12 protein-coding genes and 1 pseudogene are annotated in these 19,631 nt (G+C 37.9%); 9 read left to right on the top strand and 4 right to left on the bottom strand.

Going from position 1 to position 19,631, the window contains the following annotated elements; translation table 11 throughout:
* Nucleotides 1-20: 20 nt before the first annotated feature.
* The 5 genes from AC559H_RS16765 (at nucleotide 21) to AC559H_RS16745 (ending at nucleotide 9,352) form a co-directional block, all read left to right on the top strand.
* A complete protein-coding gene (locus AC559H_RS16765) occupies nucleotides 21-3,917 on the top strand; it encodes a non-ribosomal peptide synthetase (protein WP_026795538.1) in 3,897 nt (1,298 codons plus the stop codon).
* A gap of 95 nt (nucleotides 3,918-4,012) precedes the next feature.
* On the top strand, nucleotides 4,013-4,942 hold the full coding sequence (locus AC559H_RS16760) for a class I SAM-dependent methyltransferase (RefSeq protein ID WP_026795539.1): 930 nt from the start codon (nucleotides 4,013-4,015) through the stop codon (nucleotides 4,940-4,942).
* Nucleotides 4,943-5,220: 278 nt separating this feature from the next.
* Entirely contained in the window at nucleotides 5,221-7,641 is a 2,421-nt protein-coding gene (locus tag AC559H_RS16755) for an ATP-binding protein (protein ID WP_071782599.1), read from the top strand.
* Nucleotides 7,631-9,049 (top strand): diguanylate cyclase domain-containing protein, encoded by a 1,419-nt coding sequence (locus AC559H_RS16750; RefSeq protein WP_051319589.1) that lies wholly within the window; start codon nucleotides 7,631-7,633, stop codon nucleotides 9,047-9,049. Before AC559H_RS16755 ends, AC559H_RS16750 begins: the two co-directional genes overlap by 11 nt.
* Before the next feature lie 72 nt (nucleotides 9,050-9,121).
* Nucleotides 9,122-9,352: an AbrB/MazE/SpoVT family DNA-binding domain-containing protein gene (locus tag AC559H_RS16745; RefSeq protein WP_026795541.1), complete on the top strand. Its 231-nt coding sequence runs from the start codon at nucleotides 9,122-9,124 to the stop codon at nucleotides 9,350-9,352.
* 18 nt (nucleotides 9,353-9,370) lie between these two features.
* Here the strand turns inward: AC559H_RS16745 and AC559H_RS16740 are convergent, their stop codons facing one another.
* Nucleotides 9,371-12,664 carry a tetratricopeptide repeat protein gene (locus AC559H_RS16740; RefSeq protein ID WP_026798551.1) on the bottom strand — a complete coding sequence of 1,098 codons (3,294 nt, stop codon included), beginning with the start codon at nucleotides 12,662-12,664 and terminating at the stop codon, nucleotides 9,371-9,373.
* Between the two features lie 153 nt (nucleotides 12,665-12,817).
* Between AC559H_RS16740 and rpiA the strand changes: the two genes are divergently transcribed.
* From rpiA to AC559H_RS16720, 4 genes and pseudogenes are all read left to right on the top strand, one after another.
* Nucleotides 12,818-13,528: a ribose-5-phosphate isomerase RpiA gene (rpiA, locus tag AC559H_RS16735; protein ID WP_026787616.1), complete on the top strand. Its 711-nt coding sequence runs from the start codon at nucleotides 12,818-12,820 to the stop codon at nucleotides 13,526-13,528.
* Nucleotides 13,529-13,888: 360 nt separating this feature from the next.
* Nucleotides 13,889-14,383, top strand: a complete 495-nt coding sequence (locus AC559H_RS16730) for a hypothetical protein (RefSeq protein ID WP_026798550.1) — start codon at nucleotides 13,889-13,891, stop codon at nucleotides 14,381-14,383.
* Nucleotides 14,384-14,421: 38 nt separating this feature from the next.
* Entirely contained in the window at nucleotides 14,422-14,682 is a 261-nt protein-coding gene (locus AC559H_RS16725; RefSeq protein WP_026795543.1) for a hypothetical protein, read from the top strand.
* Nucleotides 14,683-15,022: 340 nt separating this feature from the next.
* Nucleotides 15,023-15,743, top strand: a pseudogene (locus AC559H_RS16720) (ISAs1 family transposase).
* Between the two features lie 262 nt (nucleotides 15,744-16,005).
* Here the strand turns inward: AC559H_RS16720 and lptC are convergent.
* From lptC to metG, 3 genes are all read right to left on the bottom strand, one after another.
* Nucleotides 16,006-17,133, bottom strand: coding sequence for an LPS export ABC transporter periplasmic protein LptC (gene lptC / locus AC559H_RS16715; protein WP_052331112.1), 1,128 nt, complete (start codon nucleotides 17,131-17,133; stop codon nucleotides 16,006-16,008).
* Between the two features lie 86 nt (nucleotides 17,134-17,219).
* The gene (locus tag AC559H_RS16710; RefSeq protein WP_026795546.1) at nucleotides 17,220-17,837 is read right to left on the bottom strand and encodes a LabA-like NYN domain-containing protein; all 618 of its coding nucleotides are present in this window, start codon (nucleotides 17,835-17,837) and stop codon (nucleotides 17,220-17,222) included.
* Nucleotides 17,838-17,945: 108 nt separating this feature from the next.
* Nucleotides 17,946-19,553, bottom strand: coding sequence for a methionine--tRNA ligase (gene metG / locus AC559H_RS16705; RefSeq protein WP_026798549.1), 1,608 nt, complete (start codon nucleotides 19,551-19,553; stop codon nucleotides 17,946-17,948).
* Nucleotides 19,554-19,631 lie beyond the last annotated feature (78 nt).

Raw genomic sequence — 19,631 nt, 5'->3', positions numbered from 1 at the left:
ATTCAATCAGAACAAACAAAATGAGCAACTTACAACAATCTAACTCGATTAACCCCCTAGCAAAGCAACAATATTATGACGTATCCCACGGCCAGCGACGGCTGTGGATTTTGCACCATATCAATGAATATTCCAGTGCCTATAATATTAGACTAGCTATCAGAATACAGGGCAACTTAAATGTTGCGATATTGACAAAATCTTTTCAAGAAATTGTTAATCGCCACGAAATTTTGCGGACTACTTTTGCCAGTATAGCTGGAAATATTCAGCAAATTGTCCATGAAAATATTACTAAGGAACAATTAGTCATTTTTAGGGATTTAAGAGGACAAAAAGATGCTGAAATCCTAGCTGATACTTTGATTCAGGAATCAGCTAATTCACGGTTTGATTTAGATAAATTACCGCTAATGCGAGTTTTATTAGTCCAGATTAAATCGGAGGAATTTCTGTTTGGTTTAACAATACATCATATTATTGGTGATGCGACATCACTTGATATTATATTTAAAGAGTTCGTGACTTTATACTTTGCTGATATTCAACAAAAAAATGCCTTATTACCTCCGCTAGAATTACAGTATAAAGATTACACCGCATGGCAAAATCAGTGGTTAGAAAGTGAAGAAGTTAGAGAACAACATAATTATTGGTGCGATGTTTTTGCGGAACATCCCCCCATCCTGAACTTACCCACCGACTTCCCTAGACCTCAATTAAAATCTTCTCAAGCAGCTTCATATACTTATAATTTTAGTCAGAGTTTGAGTGAACAATTACGCAGTTTTGCAGCCAAAAATCAGACAACTCTATTTATTACCTTGCTAACCTTATTTAAAATATTACTCTACCGTTACACAGGACAGCGTGATTTAGTTATTGGTATCCCTATTTCTGGAAGAAATCATCCAGATTTAGAAAACCAAATAGGATTTTATGTTAATACCTTAGCTTTAAGAACTTTACTCCCAGAATCGGGAACTTTTAAACAAGTATTGACGGAAGTAACTAATACCTGCATTGATGCTTATGAATATAGTGATTATCCTTTTGATAAATTAGTATCCGCTCTCAATTTAGAACGGGATTTATTACGAAATCCGTTGTTTGATGTCATGTTTTCACTGCTGAGTAAAGAAAGCAAAACAGTGATGGAAATTCCTGGAATTGAACATCAAGAATATCCCCTAAAACCACGAACTGCCCAATTTGATTTGACTTGGAGTTTCTTTGAAGATGGCAATAATCTCAGATTAGCCATAGAATACGAACCCGATTTATTTCGACCTGAAACAATCGCTAGAATGGGCGGTCACTTTTTACAAATCATTCAAACAGTAATTGAAAATCCTAATATTCAATTATCACAAATTAATTTACTAACTCCTGAAGAACGTGATCAATTACTAATAGATTGGAATAATACTCAGGCTGAATATCCTCAAGATAAATGTTTGCATCAACTATTTGAAGAACAAGTAAAACTTAACCCCGACGCCATAGCAGTAATCTTTGAAGACCAAAAATTGACCTACCAACAGTTAAATAAGCAGGCGAACCAATTAGCCCATTATCTACAAGAAAAAGGGGTAAATAAAGAAGTATTGGTGGGAATTTTTATTGAACGTTCTCTGGAAATGATCATCGGAATATTGGGAATTTTAAAAGCTGGGGGAGCTTATATACCTTTAGATCCTAATTATCCAGCAGAACGTTTAACTTATATGATATCTGATTCGCGCTGTTCCATCTTATTAACCCAGCAGTCTTTAGTACAATTTTTACCACCAAATCAAGCCGAGTTACTATGTTTAGATAGGGATTGGCAAAGCATAGCAAACTATAGCCAAGAAAATCCAATCAATGCAGTAACCTCGGACAATTTAGCTTATGTTATTTATACTTCTGGTTCGACCGGAAAACCCAAGGGTGTGATGAATCTTCATCGGAGTATTTGTAATAATTTATGGCGAATGATTGATGCTTACCCACTCACACGAGAAGATCGAATCCTACAATTAACTCCTTTTAGTTTTGATCCTTCAATCTGGGAAATATTCTGGTCTTTAATATCTGGTACTACCCTAGTGGTGGCTAAACCTGAAGGTCATAAAGATATAGCTTACTTAATTAATTTGATTGTCAGCGAACAAGTCACCCACATCTGTTTTGTCCCTTCAATGTTGCGAGTTTTTTTACAACAACCAAACTTAGAAAGTTGTCGTTGTTTAAAGCGAATATTTTGTGGTGGAGAAGCCCTATCTTATGAACTAAATCAACTATTTTTTGAAAGATTAAACTGTGAATTACATAATCTTTATGGGCCAACGGAAACAGCAGTTGATGCTACTTACTTTCAGTGTAAACCTCAGTCTAATTATCAAATAATTCCCATTGGTCGCCCCATTGCCAATACCCAAATTTATATCCTCGATAAATATTTACAACCAGTTCCCATTGGCGTTGCTGGAGAACTACATATTGGGGGTGTGCCTTTAGCTAGAGGTTATCTTAACCAACCAGAATTAACTGCCAAAAATTTCATTTCTAACCCTTTTGGTAATGGTAAATTGTATAAAACTGGAGATTTAGCACGTTATCTACCTGATGGGAATATTGAATTTCTGGGTCGGATTGATAATCAAGTCAAACTGCGAGGTTTACGGATTGAATTAGGAGAAATTGAATCACTTTTAGCAACCCATCCCCAAGTCGAACAAACAGTTGTTATTCTGCAAACAGATCCGGCTGAAAACCAACGTTTAGTCGCTTATGTAGTCGGAAAAAACCTATCAGTAAATCCTAGGGAACTGCGGAGTTTTTTACAGGCTAAATTGCCAGTTTATATGATCCCTTCAGCCTTTGTAATTCTATCGGAATTTCCCTTAAATCCCAGTGGTAAAATAGATATTAAAAAATTACCAAAACCCGATCAAAGATCAATAGTTGAATCCCCGTATTTAGCCCCAGGTAATCAAACCGAAGTCATATTAGTAAATATTTGGCAACAACTTCTACGGATATCTAAGATAGGAGTAAATGATAACTTCTTTGATTTGGGTGGTCATTCCTTACAAGCGATGAATCTTATGGCACTCATTTATCAAGAGACAGAGATAGAAATTCCTTTATCAATCATTTATGAAAAACCAACGGTGACGGAATTGAGCGAATATATTATCTATGCCAAAGAAATGAATATTCAACCAAAAGAACGTCCTTATGTTGTGTTTAATAAACAGCAAAAAAAGGCAGTATTTTTATTTCCTCCTGCCCTTGGTTTTGCCACAGCTTATACAAATTTGGCTGATTATTTAACGGATTATACTATCTATACTTTTAGATATATCGCCGATGAATTAATGTTAGAACAATATGCAGAATTAATCGATCATTTATCTCCTGATCAAGACCTAAAATTAATGGGGCATTCCGCCGGAGGTTTTTTAGCAATGTTAATTGCCAAAAAGTTAGAAAGCCGTGACCGAGTAGTTTCTGATATTATTTTACTAGATACTTACCGAGGCGGTAGTGAGGCAAAAAAAGCTGATATGTCAGAAATAAAAGCCGGGGTTGATGGTTTCTTATTAAATCCCAAACGTCAGGAATTAAGACGTTACTTTTTAGAAAATCAAAAATTACGCGATCGCACTTATAACCAAGTTTGGGAATACTTTAATTTTCTCTGGAATTCCGACCTAAAAAATCTGCAAATTAATGGGACTATTCATCTGATTCGGGCTGAGGGTAACTATGATGTTGAAGATGATTGGATACAAGCGACAAAAGGGCAACGAATTAATTATTACGCCTCTGGTGTTCATCGTGAGATGATCGATCCTCCCTATCTCCAAAAAAATGCCACTATTATTAATCGTATTCTTAATATGGGTTTGGAGGGACTAAAAAATTAACTTTCCAGACACCTGTATATCTAATATATCATTGTGTTGATTACGGATTCTATTGCTGTTAAAATAAAAGAACTAAAGTAAAGGAGAATATTGATTTGGAAAATATCGGCAAAATTCCCTTAAAAGATGAATGGCGTAATCGCTGGATCATCATCAAAGAATTTATTCAGCATCCAATTAAGGAAATCTCTTTTTTACAAGACAAATTTTTGGTATCTGAACTTTATACTAATATAGCCAAACGAGATCCTGATCTTCATGATCCCAATATTCCCCAATGGCTAAATTTTGGCTATTGGAAAGAAGAAACTACTTATAATGGTGCTTGCACCGCTTTAGCTCGTAAATTAGGAGAAATAGCAGAACTTCAAGCTGGAGATCAAGTTTTAGACGTCGGGTTTGGTTTTGCTGAACAAGATTTACTTTGGGTGCGGGAAAATCAGGTTGATTCAATTATTGGACTAAATACAACGGAGCTACAAGTAGAAATTGCTCAAGAAAGAGTCGCTAAAATGGGATTAGCTGATCGCATAAATCTTCAGGTAGGCTCGGCTACAAAAATCCCTTTTCCAGAGAATTCTTTTGATAAAGTTACGGCTTTAGAATGTGCTTTTCATTTTGATACTCGTGAGGATTTTTTTGCCGAAGCATTTCGAGTTTTGCGCCCTGGTGGAAAGCTGGCTTTAGCAGATTGTTTGCCTAGAGAGGGACGAGAAATTAACTTTTGGCTGAAGGTTAATAGTAAGAAAATGTGTATTCCTTTCGTTAATCAATATGATCGGCATACTTATGTAGAGAAACTGAAAAGCCATGGATTTATTAATATCCAAGCTATCCCGATTAGCGAATATGTTTGGCCAGCAATGGTTCATTATTTTGCCCAAGTTAGCCAGGGAATCAGCAAACATGATTTAGTTATTGATCTGCAAAAAGATAACCCAGGAATTGAGGTTTGGTCGAGAAATAGGGGGTGGTTTATGGCATTTGACGATTATCTTTTATTTTCTGGAGAAAAACCCCATTAATTAGATTAAATCAGCTATGACTAATCACTATCCCAGCAAACCAAAAAAACAGACAAATTCCCCTGAGATTACTAAGTACCTAAACAAAATTAATTACACATCCTCCACCCTGTTCCCTCCCCCCCAAGCCCCCCGTGCACGGGGGGTTTGGGGGCTGTTCCCTCTCTCAACTAGGTAATTTATTTTGTGTAACTACTTATTGATTACCCCCTTTGTATGACAAATTGTGGGCGCACTAGGATTAGTCGATTATCTTTCCTAAATAGAACTCTATTTATATGAAACTATTTAATCAGCAAGTTTTTCGTTATCAAAAATCAGAGTTATTCAAGCTGATTGTGATTAATATTTGTTTGGGAATTGCTTACCTTCTGGCGGTAAGATTTAGCATCAATATTACATCTGTAAATGGTTCTTCTGCGATTTGGTTGCCAGCAGGTATGGTTTTAGCTGCTGTTATGTTATTCGGTTCAAAAGTATTTCCAGCAATTGCTTTTGGTTCAATAGTAGGATTAATTAATAACCATAGTTCCATAAAATCATTTACGGGTTTGATTTTGATTAATGCTGCTTGTATTTTAGCTAATTATTTACAGCCTTTATTGATTACGTTACTACTTAGAAAATATACTGACATTAAAAATTTATTTAATAGTATTGATGGAGTAATTATTTTTTTTATTTTATCCTGCTTATTGGTTCCCATATTGTCCCCCATTCTGATCGTTAATACTGCTGTTTATATCGGGCTATATTCACCTGAAACTTACTGGAGTTCTTTCTTGACAATGTGGGCAGCTAGTGCCTTGGGTCATGTAATTTTTACTCCCCTATTTTTAATTCATACTATTCGTCCTGTCCCGGGAGTAAAGAAACTGCCCCCGAAAATCAAATTATCAATAATCGGCTTTGTGATCATTGGTACAATTGTAGTTTTATGGATAACTTTTATCAAAAATATTTCTGTTGAATATATTTTCTTGCTATTACTTATTTTAACTGTATTTACTTTAGGTAAAAAGTTTTCGATTGTGATGGTAGCCATCGTTTCCTGCGTGAGTATTATTTACACTGCCCTAGGATTGGGCCCGTTTGTCAAAGCATCACCGAATCAATCTTTATTTTTAGTTCAATTATTTATTGGGGTTTTTGCGGTCACTTCTCTGATTTTATCCGCCATAATTGATGAAAAGCAAAAAGCAACCAACAAATTAGAGTTAACTCTGGGTAATTTAGAAGATACAGTCAAAGAACGAACCTTACAACTAGAAAAAGCCAAGGAAAAAGCTGAAGTTGCCAATCAATCCAAAAGTATCTTTATTGCGAATATGAGTCATGAATTGCGATCTCCTTTGAATGCAATTTTAGGCTTTTCTCAAATCATTCTCAGGACGCCCAATCTTCCCCTAGAACATTTAGAAAATGCCGGAATTATCTATCGAAGTGGGGAGTATCTCTTAACCCTGATTAATAATATTCTGGATTTATCAAAAATAGAAGCCGGAAAAACCACCTTAAATCCCACTAATTTTGATTTATATCAGTTATTAGATGATTTAGAAGATATGTTGCACCTCAGAGCGGTGAATGCGGGATTAAATTTAATTTTTGAGCGAGATCCTTCGGTTGCTCAATATATTTATAGCGATCAAATCAAACTTCGTCAAATTTTAATTAATTTACTCAGTAATGGGATTAAATTTACCCCCAATGGTGGGGTGACTTTAACGGTGCTTCAACGAGAAATCCAAGACAAAAATAGCATGATATTGGAGTTTCAAGTTTGGGACACCGGGATCGGAATTTCTCCCGAAGAATTGCCAAAACTCTTTCAGATATTTACCCAAGCTCAAGCGGGAAAGGAATCCCAAGAAGGGACGGGTTTAGGATTGGCTATTAGTCAAAAATTTGTCCAATTAATGGGGGGAGAAATTCAAGTCGAAAGCCAATTTCATCAAGGCACAACCTTTAGATTCCAAATTCAAGTCCAACCTGGTCAAAATTTCCAGAATAAGCCAATCGAAACCAATCGGATTGTCTTGAGTTTAGCCAAGGGTCAACCGACTTACAAATTATTAACGGTCGATGACAAAGAAGTGAATCGAAAGTTATTACTTAAACTTTTGGAACCCCTAGGATTTGAGGTAAAAGAAGCCAGCAATGGACTAGAAGCGATCGCAATTTGGAACGAATGGGAACCCCATTTAATTTGGATGGATATGCGAATGCCAGTGATGGATGGCTATGAAGCGATAAAATATATTAAATCCACAACAAAAGGCAGTGCCACCGCCATAATTGCCTTAACTGCCAGTGTTTTAGAGGAGGAAAAAGCGATTGTGCTATCGGCTGGATGTGATGATTTTATTAGAAAACCCTTTACAGAATATAATATTTTTGATGCCCTAGCCCAACATTTAGGTGTAAGATATATTTATTCAGAAACAAAACCCTCTGTGTCAGATGCTACCATAGATACTACCTTGATGTCTCAAGAATTAACCTGTATGCCTAAAGAGTGGATAATCGAGCTATATCAAGGTACTCTGGAAGCGAATACAGTTCTGGTTATGCAATTAATTGCACAAATTCCTAATATAGAGACTCATTTGATACAATCCCTCACACAACTTGTGCGTAAGTTTGAATTTGAACAAATTATTAACCTAGTTGAACCCCTAGTTAATCATGAATCCTGATTTAGCCGCAGATAATAAAGCGAATATTCTTCTGGTTGATGATCTGCCAGAGAATTTACAATTGCTCAGTGATTTGTTACTTAAATTGGGCTATACAGTTCGCAGTGTCACCAGTGGCAGAATGGCACTGAAAACTATTAAAATCAAGCAACCTGATGTTATTTTTTTAGATGTTAAAATGCCAGAAATGGATGGTTATGAAGTCTGTAAAGCCCTGAAAAACGATGAACATTTACGCCAGATTCCGGTTATTTTTATTAGTGCTTTAAACGACGTTTTTGATAAAATTAAGGCGTTTCAGTCTGGTGGGATCGATTATATTACTAAACCCTTTCAGGTGGAAGAAGTTGTCGCCCGTCTGGAAAGTCAGTTAACTATTCAAAGACAACAAAGACTTCTGGAACAGGAAATTATTAAACGCCGAGATACCGAGGAAGTTTTATACCAATCCCGGGCGCTGTTATCGAGTATATTGAATAGTTCCCTGAATGGGATTGCAGCTTTACAAGCCCTACGGGAACCGGAAACCGGAGAAATTAAGGATTTTAGGTGTTTAGTGGTTAACCCGATCTTAGCGAGGGTTTTTGACCGCACTCGGGAAGATATAATGGGTAAAATCATCCTGAAAAGACTCCTAAATCGCATTCAACCAGAACTATTTTATCGTTTTGTTAAAGTTGTTGAAAATGGGGAATCCTTAGAACAGGATATTTACTATCCCGTTGGTGAATCCTACTGGTATCATTTTGTGGCGGTCAAGTTAGGGGATGGTTTTGCTATTACTATTCGTGATATTACCTCCCGCAAAAAAGTTGAACTAGCCCTACAAGAAGCCAATCAAAAATTAAAAGAACTCGCTAATCTCGATAGTTTAACTCAAATCGCCAATCGTCGCTGTTTTGATTCTCGTCTGCAAAAGGAATGGGATGTCTTAACCCAACAACAACGACCCTTGACCCTGATTATTTTTGATATCGACGGGTTTAAGCTCTATAACGACAACTACGGTCATCTAGCCGGGGATGATTGCCTCGTCCAGATTGCTCAAGCGGTGTATCAATGTACTCGCCACCAGGATTTGCGGCGTCCTATTGACCTGGTAGCCCGTTATGGCGGAGAGGAATTTGTCGTCCTGCTATCGGGGAAAAATTTAGCCGTAGGAATTCAGGTTGCAGAACGAATTCAGCAGATGATTTACCGTTTAGCAATTACCCATGAATACTCTAATGTTAGGGAAATTGTGACCGTCAGTTTGGGTATTGCTTCAATTATACCGAGTTTAGAAGTTAAGCCCAGTTACTTAATTGAACTAGCTGATCAGGCGTTATATAATGCTAAAGAACAGGGACGCGATCGCTATTGTATTAGTAGTAGTAGTTATCAGGAACAGGTAATAGGTAATAGGTAATTATGAATTACGAATATTGACAATTGAGCATGAATAACAGATAATAAATAGTAAATAATTAAGAATATTACTATGCTTGCTAAGTTGACTACTGAAAATCAGCTTACTCTACCTAAAAGTATAACTCAAGCCATCGGGGAGGCTGAATATTTTGAAGTTAAGGTAGAAGGTGGACAAATTATTTTGACTCCGGTAAAAATTCAGGGGGCTGATGCTGTACGGGCTAAATTAGCAACTTTGAATCTGAATCAACAGGATATTAATGATGCTGTCGAGTGGGCGCGTTGTTTTGCTATTCCATAAGTTTCTAAAAACTATTGTCTATTCCCGATAAAGTTTCTCAAAAATATCATACATTTCCCTTGCCAACTTTTTAGGATTCCATAATGGAGCTAAGGAATTTGGGTTTTGAGATTGAATTAAATGGGATTTAATTTGATCGCGTAAATTAGCATCTAAACCTAATTTAATCCCTAATTGTGTATATTCTTCCCAAGTCCAAGCCGCACCAATATCGAGATTAACGGCCTTTAAAAACGAGTAACCCATGCGAGATAAATATTGTTCCCCAGCCCGAGTAATAATGGGTAAATTAGCCGATAGAGCCTCTAAATTATGGGTTCCTCCATTATAGGGATAGGAGTCTAATAGGGCATCCGCCACATAATAAATCGCTCGATGTTCTTCTTCGGTTTTGGTTAACCCAATAAAAATTACTCGACCTTGATCAACATTCTGTTCAACACAAACTTGGTGATAAAGTTCTCGAATTAAGTTATTATCCCCTTGACCTTTCCTGAGTAATACACTATTGGGAACTCCTTGAAGAATTTTAACCTGAGCTTGAATCATTTCTAGGTTAGTTTTTCGTCCGGGTGCTACACATAAATAAACTATTTGATCAGGCTGAATATTTAAACCCTTTCTCACAGCATTTCTATCCACTGGACGGCTTTTAAAAGGTTCTAAAGCCACGGAAGTATGGGGTAAACGGATTAACTTTTCTAGGTAATGTTTTTCAATTCCTTGGGGATGGCTATATTGATCACAGAAGAAATAGTTATCACCGGAAACATAAGGCGCATCAAACCCTAACCAAGATACACAAACCGGGGCAGGTCTACGATATAATATCTGAACATTTGTAGGCACGGTCATAGAGTCCAAATCAACTAAAATATCTAATCGATCTTTGAGGATTTCTGTAGTTAATTCCTCCGGCGAACCAAACCCATTCGGAAAGGATTTTGGCCAGTAAAATTTCGCCGCTATTTGTTCAAATCTTTGGGTAACTTCATCCGTTGGTAACTGTCCGGTGACATAAATATAAATATGGGGGGAAATTAGGGACAATTCTTTAATTAAGTTCTCACTACACCAGCCCACAGAATGCCGTCGAAAGTGTTTAGAAATCAAGCCAATTCTTAGGGGTTTCAAACTCGTTTTTTCAGGTATCAAGGCATACTGAGGCGAGGGGACACCACTGAAGCGATGTTTAGCATATTGTTGGGCAATTAAGCGATATAATTTGGCGTTGGCTTCCAAATCATCCCGCAGGTGGGAAACCGTAAATAGGAGAATTTCATAGAGAATAATTACTTCTGAAACCTCTAATTTATCGGGATCTTGATAACAGATTTTTTCTAATTCTATAAGTTTTTCTAGCGCCTGTTGACAAGCCCCCGATTGACTATAGGCAAAAATATAGGCAATTGCTGATAAAACCGGAACTTTATCCCCACATTTTTGACAATATAAATCCGACATTTCTCGAGCTTTGGCTAAATTTGTGGAATGGCTGAGTAAATCACACAATTGTTGATAGGCTTCGACAAAATCCGGTTTAAGCTCAATTGCTTTTTCTAAATTAATTAGGGCTTCTGAGGGTTGATCATGTTTGCGAATATGGGCTAATCGACAATGAAGTTCAGCCCAATCCGGTTGTAAAGCTAAGGCTTGTTCAAAGTTTTGAATTGCGGCTTCTACCTTACCAATTTTAGCATAAATATTCGCAATATTGGCATAACTATCAATAGAATCTGGTTTAAGTTTAATTGATTGTTGATAATGATAAATAGCCTGTTCCGATTCCCCTTTATTTGAGAAAATATGACCGAGATAGAGATAGGGTTGAGGTAAATCGGGTTTAAGTTCAATCGCTTTTTGATAATATTGAATAGCCTCTTGTTCTTGTCCTTGTTGCGATCGCACACTCCCTAGATTAGCATAAACTTCTGCCCACTGAGGTTTTAAAGCGATCGCCCGTTGATAATTTTTAGCAGCTTCATCCCAAAGACTGCGACGGGCTAAACTATTACCAAATTCAAAGTTAAATTCCGCTTCAACTAAATTCGGTTGTAATTCTAAGGCTTTTTGCCAAGCTGTAATAGATTCATCAACCCGACCCACGGTTTGAAAAACCTTGCCTAAATTCCAGTAAACTGCCGCTAAATTAGGATTAAGTTCTAATGCTTTTTCATAACTCGAAATTGCCTGTTCCCACTGTTGCATTTTAAACAACATAGTGCCAATATTAGCATGAATTTCTGCGAAATTTGGTCGCAGTTCTAAGGCTTGAAAATAAGCCCGTAATGCCGCTTCTATTTTGCCTTGGAATTGCAGAATATTGCCCAGGGTTAAATAGGCAGGTAAATAATCCGGTTGTAATTTTAAGGCTTGATGACAACTGACAAGGGCTTGTTCATAAAACCCTTGACTCATAAGGATTTCAGCCTGTTGTTTGTATTGTTGAACTTCTAAATTTTCACTCTCTTTTTCTGGGGGAGTGTTCACTAAAAACTGTTGATTTCCAGACGCAACTAAGGCTGTTTCAATATTGGATTCAGATCGAGATTGAAATTGAGTTTCTAGTCCAGCATTTGCTAATTCAACTCCCCCTTCATAAAACCCTGGATTCTCGCGTTCAACCTCGCCAGACTCTTGAAACTTTAATTGCAGTAGTCGGTTTAGTTCCTGATGGGTAAAGGCTTGTTTGGGATTAAGTTGAATCGCTTTTTTATAACAATCAATTGCCTGATTAACTTGATTTACTTTAACTAAATTTTCAGCTAGTTTTAAATAAAATATTTCTTTATTCGGTTGTAAGTCTACGGCTTTTTGATAATAATTAATTGCTAGTTCTATTTTCTCCTGTTTTGTGAGTAAATTTCCCGTCATCCAATAAATTAACCCTTGATTTGGATTAATTTTTAGTGCTATTTGATAACAGGAAAGTGCTTCATCTAAACGTTCTTTGATAAAATAAATACTGCCCAAATTAGCATGAGCTTCTGTAAAATTAGGTTGTATTTCCAGAGCTTGGGTATAGGCTAAAATCGCTAAATCTAACCGAGATTGAACATAAAGAGCATTTCCCACAACCAAATACGCAGAAGCCAAATCCGGTTGTAAATTTAGGGCTTGATGTAAATAGTTAATTCCGTCTTCTTCCTTACCGATTAAAATATAAACTTCCGCCAGTCTTTTATAAACTTCTGCGTCTTGGGAATCCATGGCTAAAGCCTGCTGAAATATATGAATTGCAGCTTCTAAATTCCCCAATTCTTTAAGCTGAATCCCTTGTTTTAATAGGGAAGAAACCGAATCTAAACTCACAATTTACTCTCCAATTACGAATCAAATGCCCACGTTAATCAGTATATCAATCAGTCGGTTAGTGTTTATAACTTCTTTGTGTTGGTTGTGTCTTTGTGGTTAAATTAGACTTGACTCCCATCTAAAACAACCCTTTATTGAGGATAAATTAAAATGAGCCAACCAGATCCCGTAACATTAATGAAACAGTATGTGGGCAAAGCCGCCGCTGATCGAGTACAATCGGGAACGATTGTTGGACTCGGAACTGGTTCCACCACAGCCTACGCGATTCAGTATATTGGAGAACGGCTCCAAAGTGGAGAACTCAAAGATATTAAAGGCATTCCTACCTCCTTTCAAGCCACAGTATTAGCCAAACAATATGGCATTCCATTAACCACATTAGACGAAGTGGATCACATTGATATTGCCATTGATGGTGCCGATGAAGTTGATCCCAACAAAAACTTAATTAAAGGAGGTGGGGCTGCCCATACCCGTGAGAAAATTGTTGATAGTTTGGCAGAAGTTTTTATTGTGGTTGTCGATAATTCTAAACTGGTTGATCGACTCGGATCAACCTTTTTATTACCCGTTGAAGTGATTCCCATGGCGATGACTCCAGTAATGAAAGCCCTGGAAAAATTAGGGGGAAAACCGACCCTAAGAATGGGAGTCAAAAAAGCGGGGCCAGTGGTTACAGATGAAGGAAATTTGGTGATTGATGTTAAGTTTGATCTGCTGGAAAATCCCGCCGAATTAGAAAAAGAAATCAACAATATTCCTGGGGTTTTAGATAATGGTTTATTTGTGGGGGTTGCTGATATCATTCTTGTCGGTGAAGTTATCAACGGAGAAGCGAAAGTTCGAGAAATTTCCTAACCTTAAATAACCTTAAATACCCTCACACTCTCGTTCCCTGGTTCTACCAGGGGACACACTTGCGGAGGCTCCGCCTCCATTTTAAAGCAGGCGGAGCCTGCAAAAAGTATTGCCAGGTATAACCTAGCAACAAGAGAACCTAGCAACAAGAGAACAAGAGAAATAACCATATTTATTAAACATTCAGTTTTTAATAGCTATCTCATCCTTATTATATAGTCCTAATGGCTAAATATTTTTTATTTCTATCTCCATAGTTAGATGTTTAGTTAAATCAATTAATTTAAAATAAGAGGGTAAGAATAGATCAAAAACTGTTTTGATTATATATCCTGTTTCGCCTAGAAAATAGGAGGCACAATGCAAATATCATTCCCTCAAAAACGTCATAAATTTGCACAACCGATGGCGTTATTAATGTCAGGGTTGTTAATGATTCCGGTTTTAAGTAGTTGTGGCGGTTCTAAAAGCTATAGTAATCCCCCGCCTCCGGTGGATGATACCAGGGGGGGAGCCGTTGCGCCTCCACCTCCTCAACAACCCCAAGCAAAACAAGGATTCTCTAATGGTCAGAAAGTTGCGGTTTTAGTAGGAGCAGCGGCTCTTTATTACATCTATAACCAACACAAAGATCGAACGGAACAGGGGTCACAGGGTCAATATTATTTATCTAAAAATGGTCGTGTTTATTATCGAGATGCGGAAGGTCGAGCCCATTGGGTAACTCCTCCAGCCGAAGGTATTCAAGTTCCAGAAGAAGAAGCTAAACCCTATCAAGATTTTGAGGGATATAACGGCAGACCTACGGGTTTGAATATCAATGATGTCGTTCAAAATCCTGTCCAGAACCGTTAAAAATCACAAATTAAAGTCATATAAAAAGGAAAAAAATCATGGTTGACAATTTTTTAAGAAAAATAGCTGATTCTATTTTAAACCCTGATCAACAGCAGCATGATAATAATGAAAATCAACAAGTTTCTCCCGCCAGTGAAGATCGCTACGGTGATCCGGCGGATGAAGAACGGTTTCGGAATGTCCGCCCCGCCAGCGAAGACCCCTACGGTGATCCGGCGGATGAAGAACGGTTTCGGAATGTTCGCCCCGCCAGCGAAGATCCCTACGGTGATCCGGCGGATCAGGAAAATCGTTAAGTTTAACTGATATTCAAACCCGGAGGGTGAACGCTTTTCTTCCGGGGTGTTGTCTATTTTCTAGTATAGCAACCGCCAAGGCAGTTAGGACACCTGACGTATCTTGTAACCCAGACAGTGAAGTATTTTCCCCCTGTTCCCTCCCCCCTAGCCCCTCGTGCACCGAACCCCCCCTAGCCCCTCGTGCACCGAACCCCCCCCTAGCCCCCCGTGCACCGAACCCCCCCTAGCCCCCCGTGCACGGCAGGGCTGTTTCAAAGTCGGGTGGAAAAGAGTAAAGAAAGAGCGATCGCTACCTGATAAAATCAAGAGCGACCGCTAGTTTTTTACAAAAATAAAGATGCTAACAACTCTAATAGAAAAACTGAAAAAAGTCAAGGATTACCGGAAAGCCCAAGGAATAAGGCATCCGATTTGGGTAGTATTATTAATAGTCATTTTGGGGCTAATGTCGAGAAATTTAGGGTACAGAGAAATCGAAAATTTTGCTAAAATCAATCAAAAAGAACTCAGTCAAGTTTTAAAAATTCAGCTAGAAAAACCGCCATCATACTCAACAATAAGAAGAGTAATAGAAGGAGTAGATTGGTCAAATTTAATCGAGATATTTAATGAGATGTGTATTAAACCTGAAAAAGTTGGAGAACAAAAAAGTTTCGGTTTATCAAGTGAATAGCAACTTTCACAAAGGCTGGAAACATCTGAAAATTGTGATTCAGATAGAAAGAAGTGGCAACAGAGGGAAAAAACCCTACAAAGAAAAAGTATATTATATCAGTAGTGCAGTCAACGAGGCGAAAACCTTAGCTCAAATTATTAAAGGACATTGGGGGATTGAGAATCAATGCCATTGGGTAAAAGATGTAATTTTTCAAGAAGATAAAAGCCGAATCCGTAACTTTCAAGCGGCTACCAACTTCTCAACTCTAAAAACTCTGGTGATCAATCTTTTCAGAAGTTGGGGTTTTGTATCAATAACAGAAGGACAACGGTGGTTAACTGATCACTGGCACAAAATTTTTATTATCTCGGAACTGTTTCCCCTGAAATCCTCAAGATAATCGAGTAAATCAGCGGCAAAAATCCAAATAAAATAGATATAAATCCTCTATGGTAAAGATATAGAGAAGTTTTTTTTGCTTAAAAATCAGAAAGATGATACCTTGAGCAATATTCCTGATAATTCAGTTAGAATTACTCGGTTTTTTCGCCGAATGAGGCAAAAATTGGGGAGTTAAATTGAGTCCCCAATTTTGGAAAATGAAACAGCCCTGCCAACAGCCCCCCCAAACCCCCCGTGCACCCCTGTTTCCTGCTATATCACTATTCCGGGATAATTTCCGTCACCACAGGGATTCCCGTATTCCCTCCACTAACCACAATTGTATCATTTTCAAACCTACCAACGGCTTTTTCTCCCATCAAACTAAACGGGGGATCAATTTGACGGTAGACGACGTTTCCTTCGGCGGAAAAAGACTGTTGAATAATATCCCAATTCACTGCATTAGCATTTAATTGGACTTGACGTTTTTGACCAATTCCGACTACATTCCCAGTTAAATAAAAGATATTATTTTTTAAATCTCCCCATCCTTGATTCGCGGTTAAAGTTACTTGCTGCTCTCGTTCAATAATGGTAATAAACTGGGGAGAACTAATCGTTTGTTTCTCATAATTCCATTGTAATTCCTGACTAGAAATTTGTAAAGGTGGTTGAGATAAAGCGATTTGAGCATTCTTTTTTAGAATACCAATTTTAGTTTTTAAATTCATTTCTGCTGTTTCCGCCACACCTCGGTCTGTAATAGTTTGATTTTGATAACGTTCAATCTGGGTTTTCATATTACTGGTTAAAAGTTGCGGTTCCATTTGCCAAATAATATGATCACTTTGTAACTTAACAACCGGATCTTTTGCGCTCACAGTGGCTTTATCCCAAAATTCTACTCGTTTTTGGCGATAAAATACCTGAACTTCCCGAGCCACCGCTTGCAATTGAGCATGATCTCCGGTGACTCCATTTCGCACTACAATAATATACTGTTGGACAATCCATTCTAGTTCTTTTCCCTTCAAAACTAGACCCGTATTTGGATCGGTAGCCACAATATTATTGCGTAAAAAAATACGTCTGCTATTCTGTTCAAATTCTCCTTGATCGGCTCTAATTTTATACAGTAATTTTCCTTCATCATATAACTCACCCACGGGATTTTTCACCGTTGCCATTTTTTTGTCTTTACTATAACTGACCTGCTTGGCTTTAATTTTCCATAATAATTTTCCCTGCTCATCCGCCTGTTCTAAGGTGACATCATCTAAAGTTAATGTCCGTTCAAATTCTTCAGAAGGCTTAGATTTAGAATCCTTTGAGGTCGGTTCAATATTTTTGGGAGCGCAAGCAGAAATTCCGACTAAAATAATTACCCAAACCAGTAACAACCGCATCTAATTTTAATAATTTAGGAATTCAGAACTTCAGAAATAAATGGAGTAAAAACCAGCCTAAGCCAGCTTTTACTCTGTTTGTTTTTCTAGGAATGCTCCTCAATTATTTGTCCATCAATTAAACTAATTCCCGATAGGGGACGATAGCTATAACTGGGACTGCGGGGGGTTTTTTGGATTTCTTCTTTGATCATTTCTAAATCAATATAGCGATCGGCGACATTAATTAAACTATCACTGGTCATCGCTCGCAAACTCACTACTTCTACCCGCACACCGCGATAACTCACGGAGTCCACCGCATAGGCTAAATCTCCATCACCACTGACTAAAACCGCCGTGTCATAGGAACCCACTAAGGCCATCATATCAACGGCTATTTCTACATCCAAATTGGCTTTTTTAGACCCATCAGGAAGTTGAACTAAATCTTTAGAAATGACGCGATAGCCATTCCGTCGCATCCACAATAAAAAGCCCTGTTGCTTCTCATTAGTCCGATCGACTCCCGTATAGAAAAAGGAGCGTAACAACCTAGATCCGGCGGTTAAACGACACAATAATTTGCTGTAATCAATTTCAATTCCCAGTTGCAAAGCTGCATAAAATAGATTAGAACCATCAATAAAGATAGCAACCCGGCCCCTGTTTTCCAGAACTTGTTCAGGAGTAAACAGTTCTCCAGTGGTGAGATGATTGAACATTTTTATACCTCTTTTTTATGAAAAAAAATGATTTGAGTATGGGTAAAGTAAACCAATTGAAATTGATGTTTTATGTTAAACCAGGCTATCATTAAAACGGGGTTGAATTTAGGATGACACCTCCTCTAAATCCTCCAAGCGTCTAAACACGGGTTGTCCTTCCTGTATGGGTTGATTGGCGGGTAAAGCGCCCCAAACCCCATGGATATCAAAGGACAGTGATGTTGTGATCATAGTCTGGTCATTGAAGTCAATAGTATATCCCAGTTGTTGATAAATCCGAGTGCTAATATTCGGAATAATTGGGGACAAAAGATAAGATGATAACCGAACTGATTCTAAAACCGAGTACAGAACTTGAGCAAGCGCTTCTTGTTTTCCTTGTTTATAAAGACTCCAAGGAGCTTTCTCATCAATGTATTTGTTCCCAGCCTGGATTAAGCTGAAAATAGCCTGGCAAACTTCGCTAAAAGCTAGGGAATCATAACCTTGAGTTACTGTATCCGTTAAGGTTAGACCGACGGATTTGAGCCCATCTTCCTGGGGGATATCCTGACTCTTAACATTAGGAACACAACCATTAAAATATTTATGCGCCATTTTCAGCGTCCGGTTGAGTAAGTTTCCTAAGTCATTAGCTAAGTTAGCATTAACGGTATGAATAAACCGAGTCTGACTATAATCACCATCCTGTCCAAATTCTATCTCTTTCAAAAAATAAAAGCGAATAGCATCGGAACCATATTGATTGACTAAAGCCACGGGATCAAGAGTATTCCCTAAGCTTTTGCCCATCTTCTTCCCATCTTTGGTTAAAAAACCGTGTCCAAAGATACGACCGGGTAGAGATAAACCTGCGGACATCAACATTGCTGGCCAATAAATGGCGTGGAACCTTAGAATATCCTTACCAATTAGATGTAAATTAATCGGCCACCATTTCGATAAAGCATTTTCTAAGGTGGGTTCATCTTCGGGGTCAAGCAAAGCAGTTACATATCCCAATAAGGCATCAAACCAAACATAAATCGTATGACTCGGATCGGTAGGAATGGGAAATCCCCAGTCAATATTAACGCGAGAAATCGAAAAATCCTGTAGTCCTTGCTTCACGAAGTTCATGACTTCGTTACGCCGACTTTCTGGCTGAATAAATTCAGGATGCTCTTGATATAAGATTTCTAAATGTTTCTGATAATTAGATAACCGGAAAAAATAGTTCTGCTCATCCCTCCATTCTACCACTTTATTAGTATGAATGGGGCATAATTTTCCTGGTGCTAATTCTCGTTCTTCTTTGTATTCTTCACAGGCGACACAATACCAACCTTGCTGTTGGCTGAGGTAGATATCTCCGTTATCCCAAACCCGTTGAAAAAACTCTTTAACAATGGCTTCGTGACGGGTTGCAGTTGTTCGACTAAAGCGATCATACTGAATATCAAAATGTTCCCACAGGGAGGCAAAACTAGAGGCAATTTGATCACAATGATCCTGGGGAAAACGACCTAATTCCTCTGCTGTGCGTTGAATTTTTTGACCGTGTTCATCGGTTCCCGTAATCAGAAGAACTGATTTTCCTTGGAGTCGTTGAAATCGGGCAATGGCGTCAGCCGCTATGGTTGTATAAGCGCTGCCAATGTGAGGAACATCATTGACATAATAAAGAGGTGTTGTAATAGAAAAGGTATTTAAAGGGGTTTGTGTCAATTTCATTTAGATTTATTGATTTAAAGAAGTTTTAATCAGAGCTAGGGGGATAATACAGGTAATAGTTATAAAAACCATAGCATG

The sequence above is a fragment of the Planktothrix prolifica NIVA-CYA 540 genome (genome assembly GCF_963864145.1).
GTDB classification, from domain to species: domain Bacteria; phylum Cyanobacteriota; class Cyanobacteriia; order Cyanobacteriales; family Microcoleaceae; genus Planktothrix; species Planktothrix agardhii.
The sequence above is the reverse complement of the archived record's forward strand: the minus strand, read 5'-3'. Positions and strand labels throughout refer to the sequence as shown.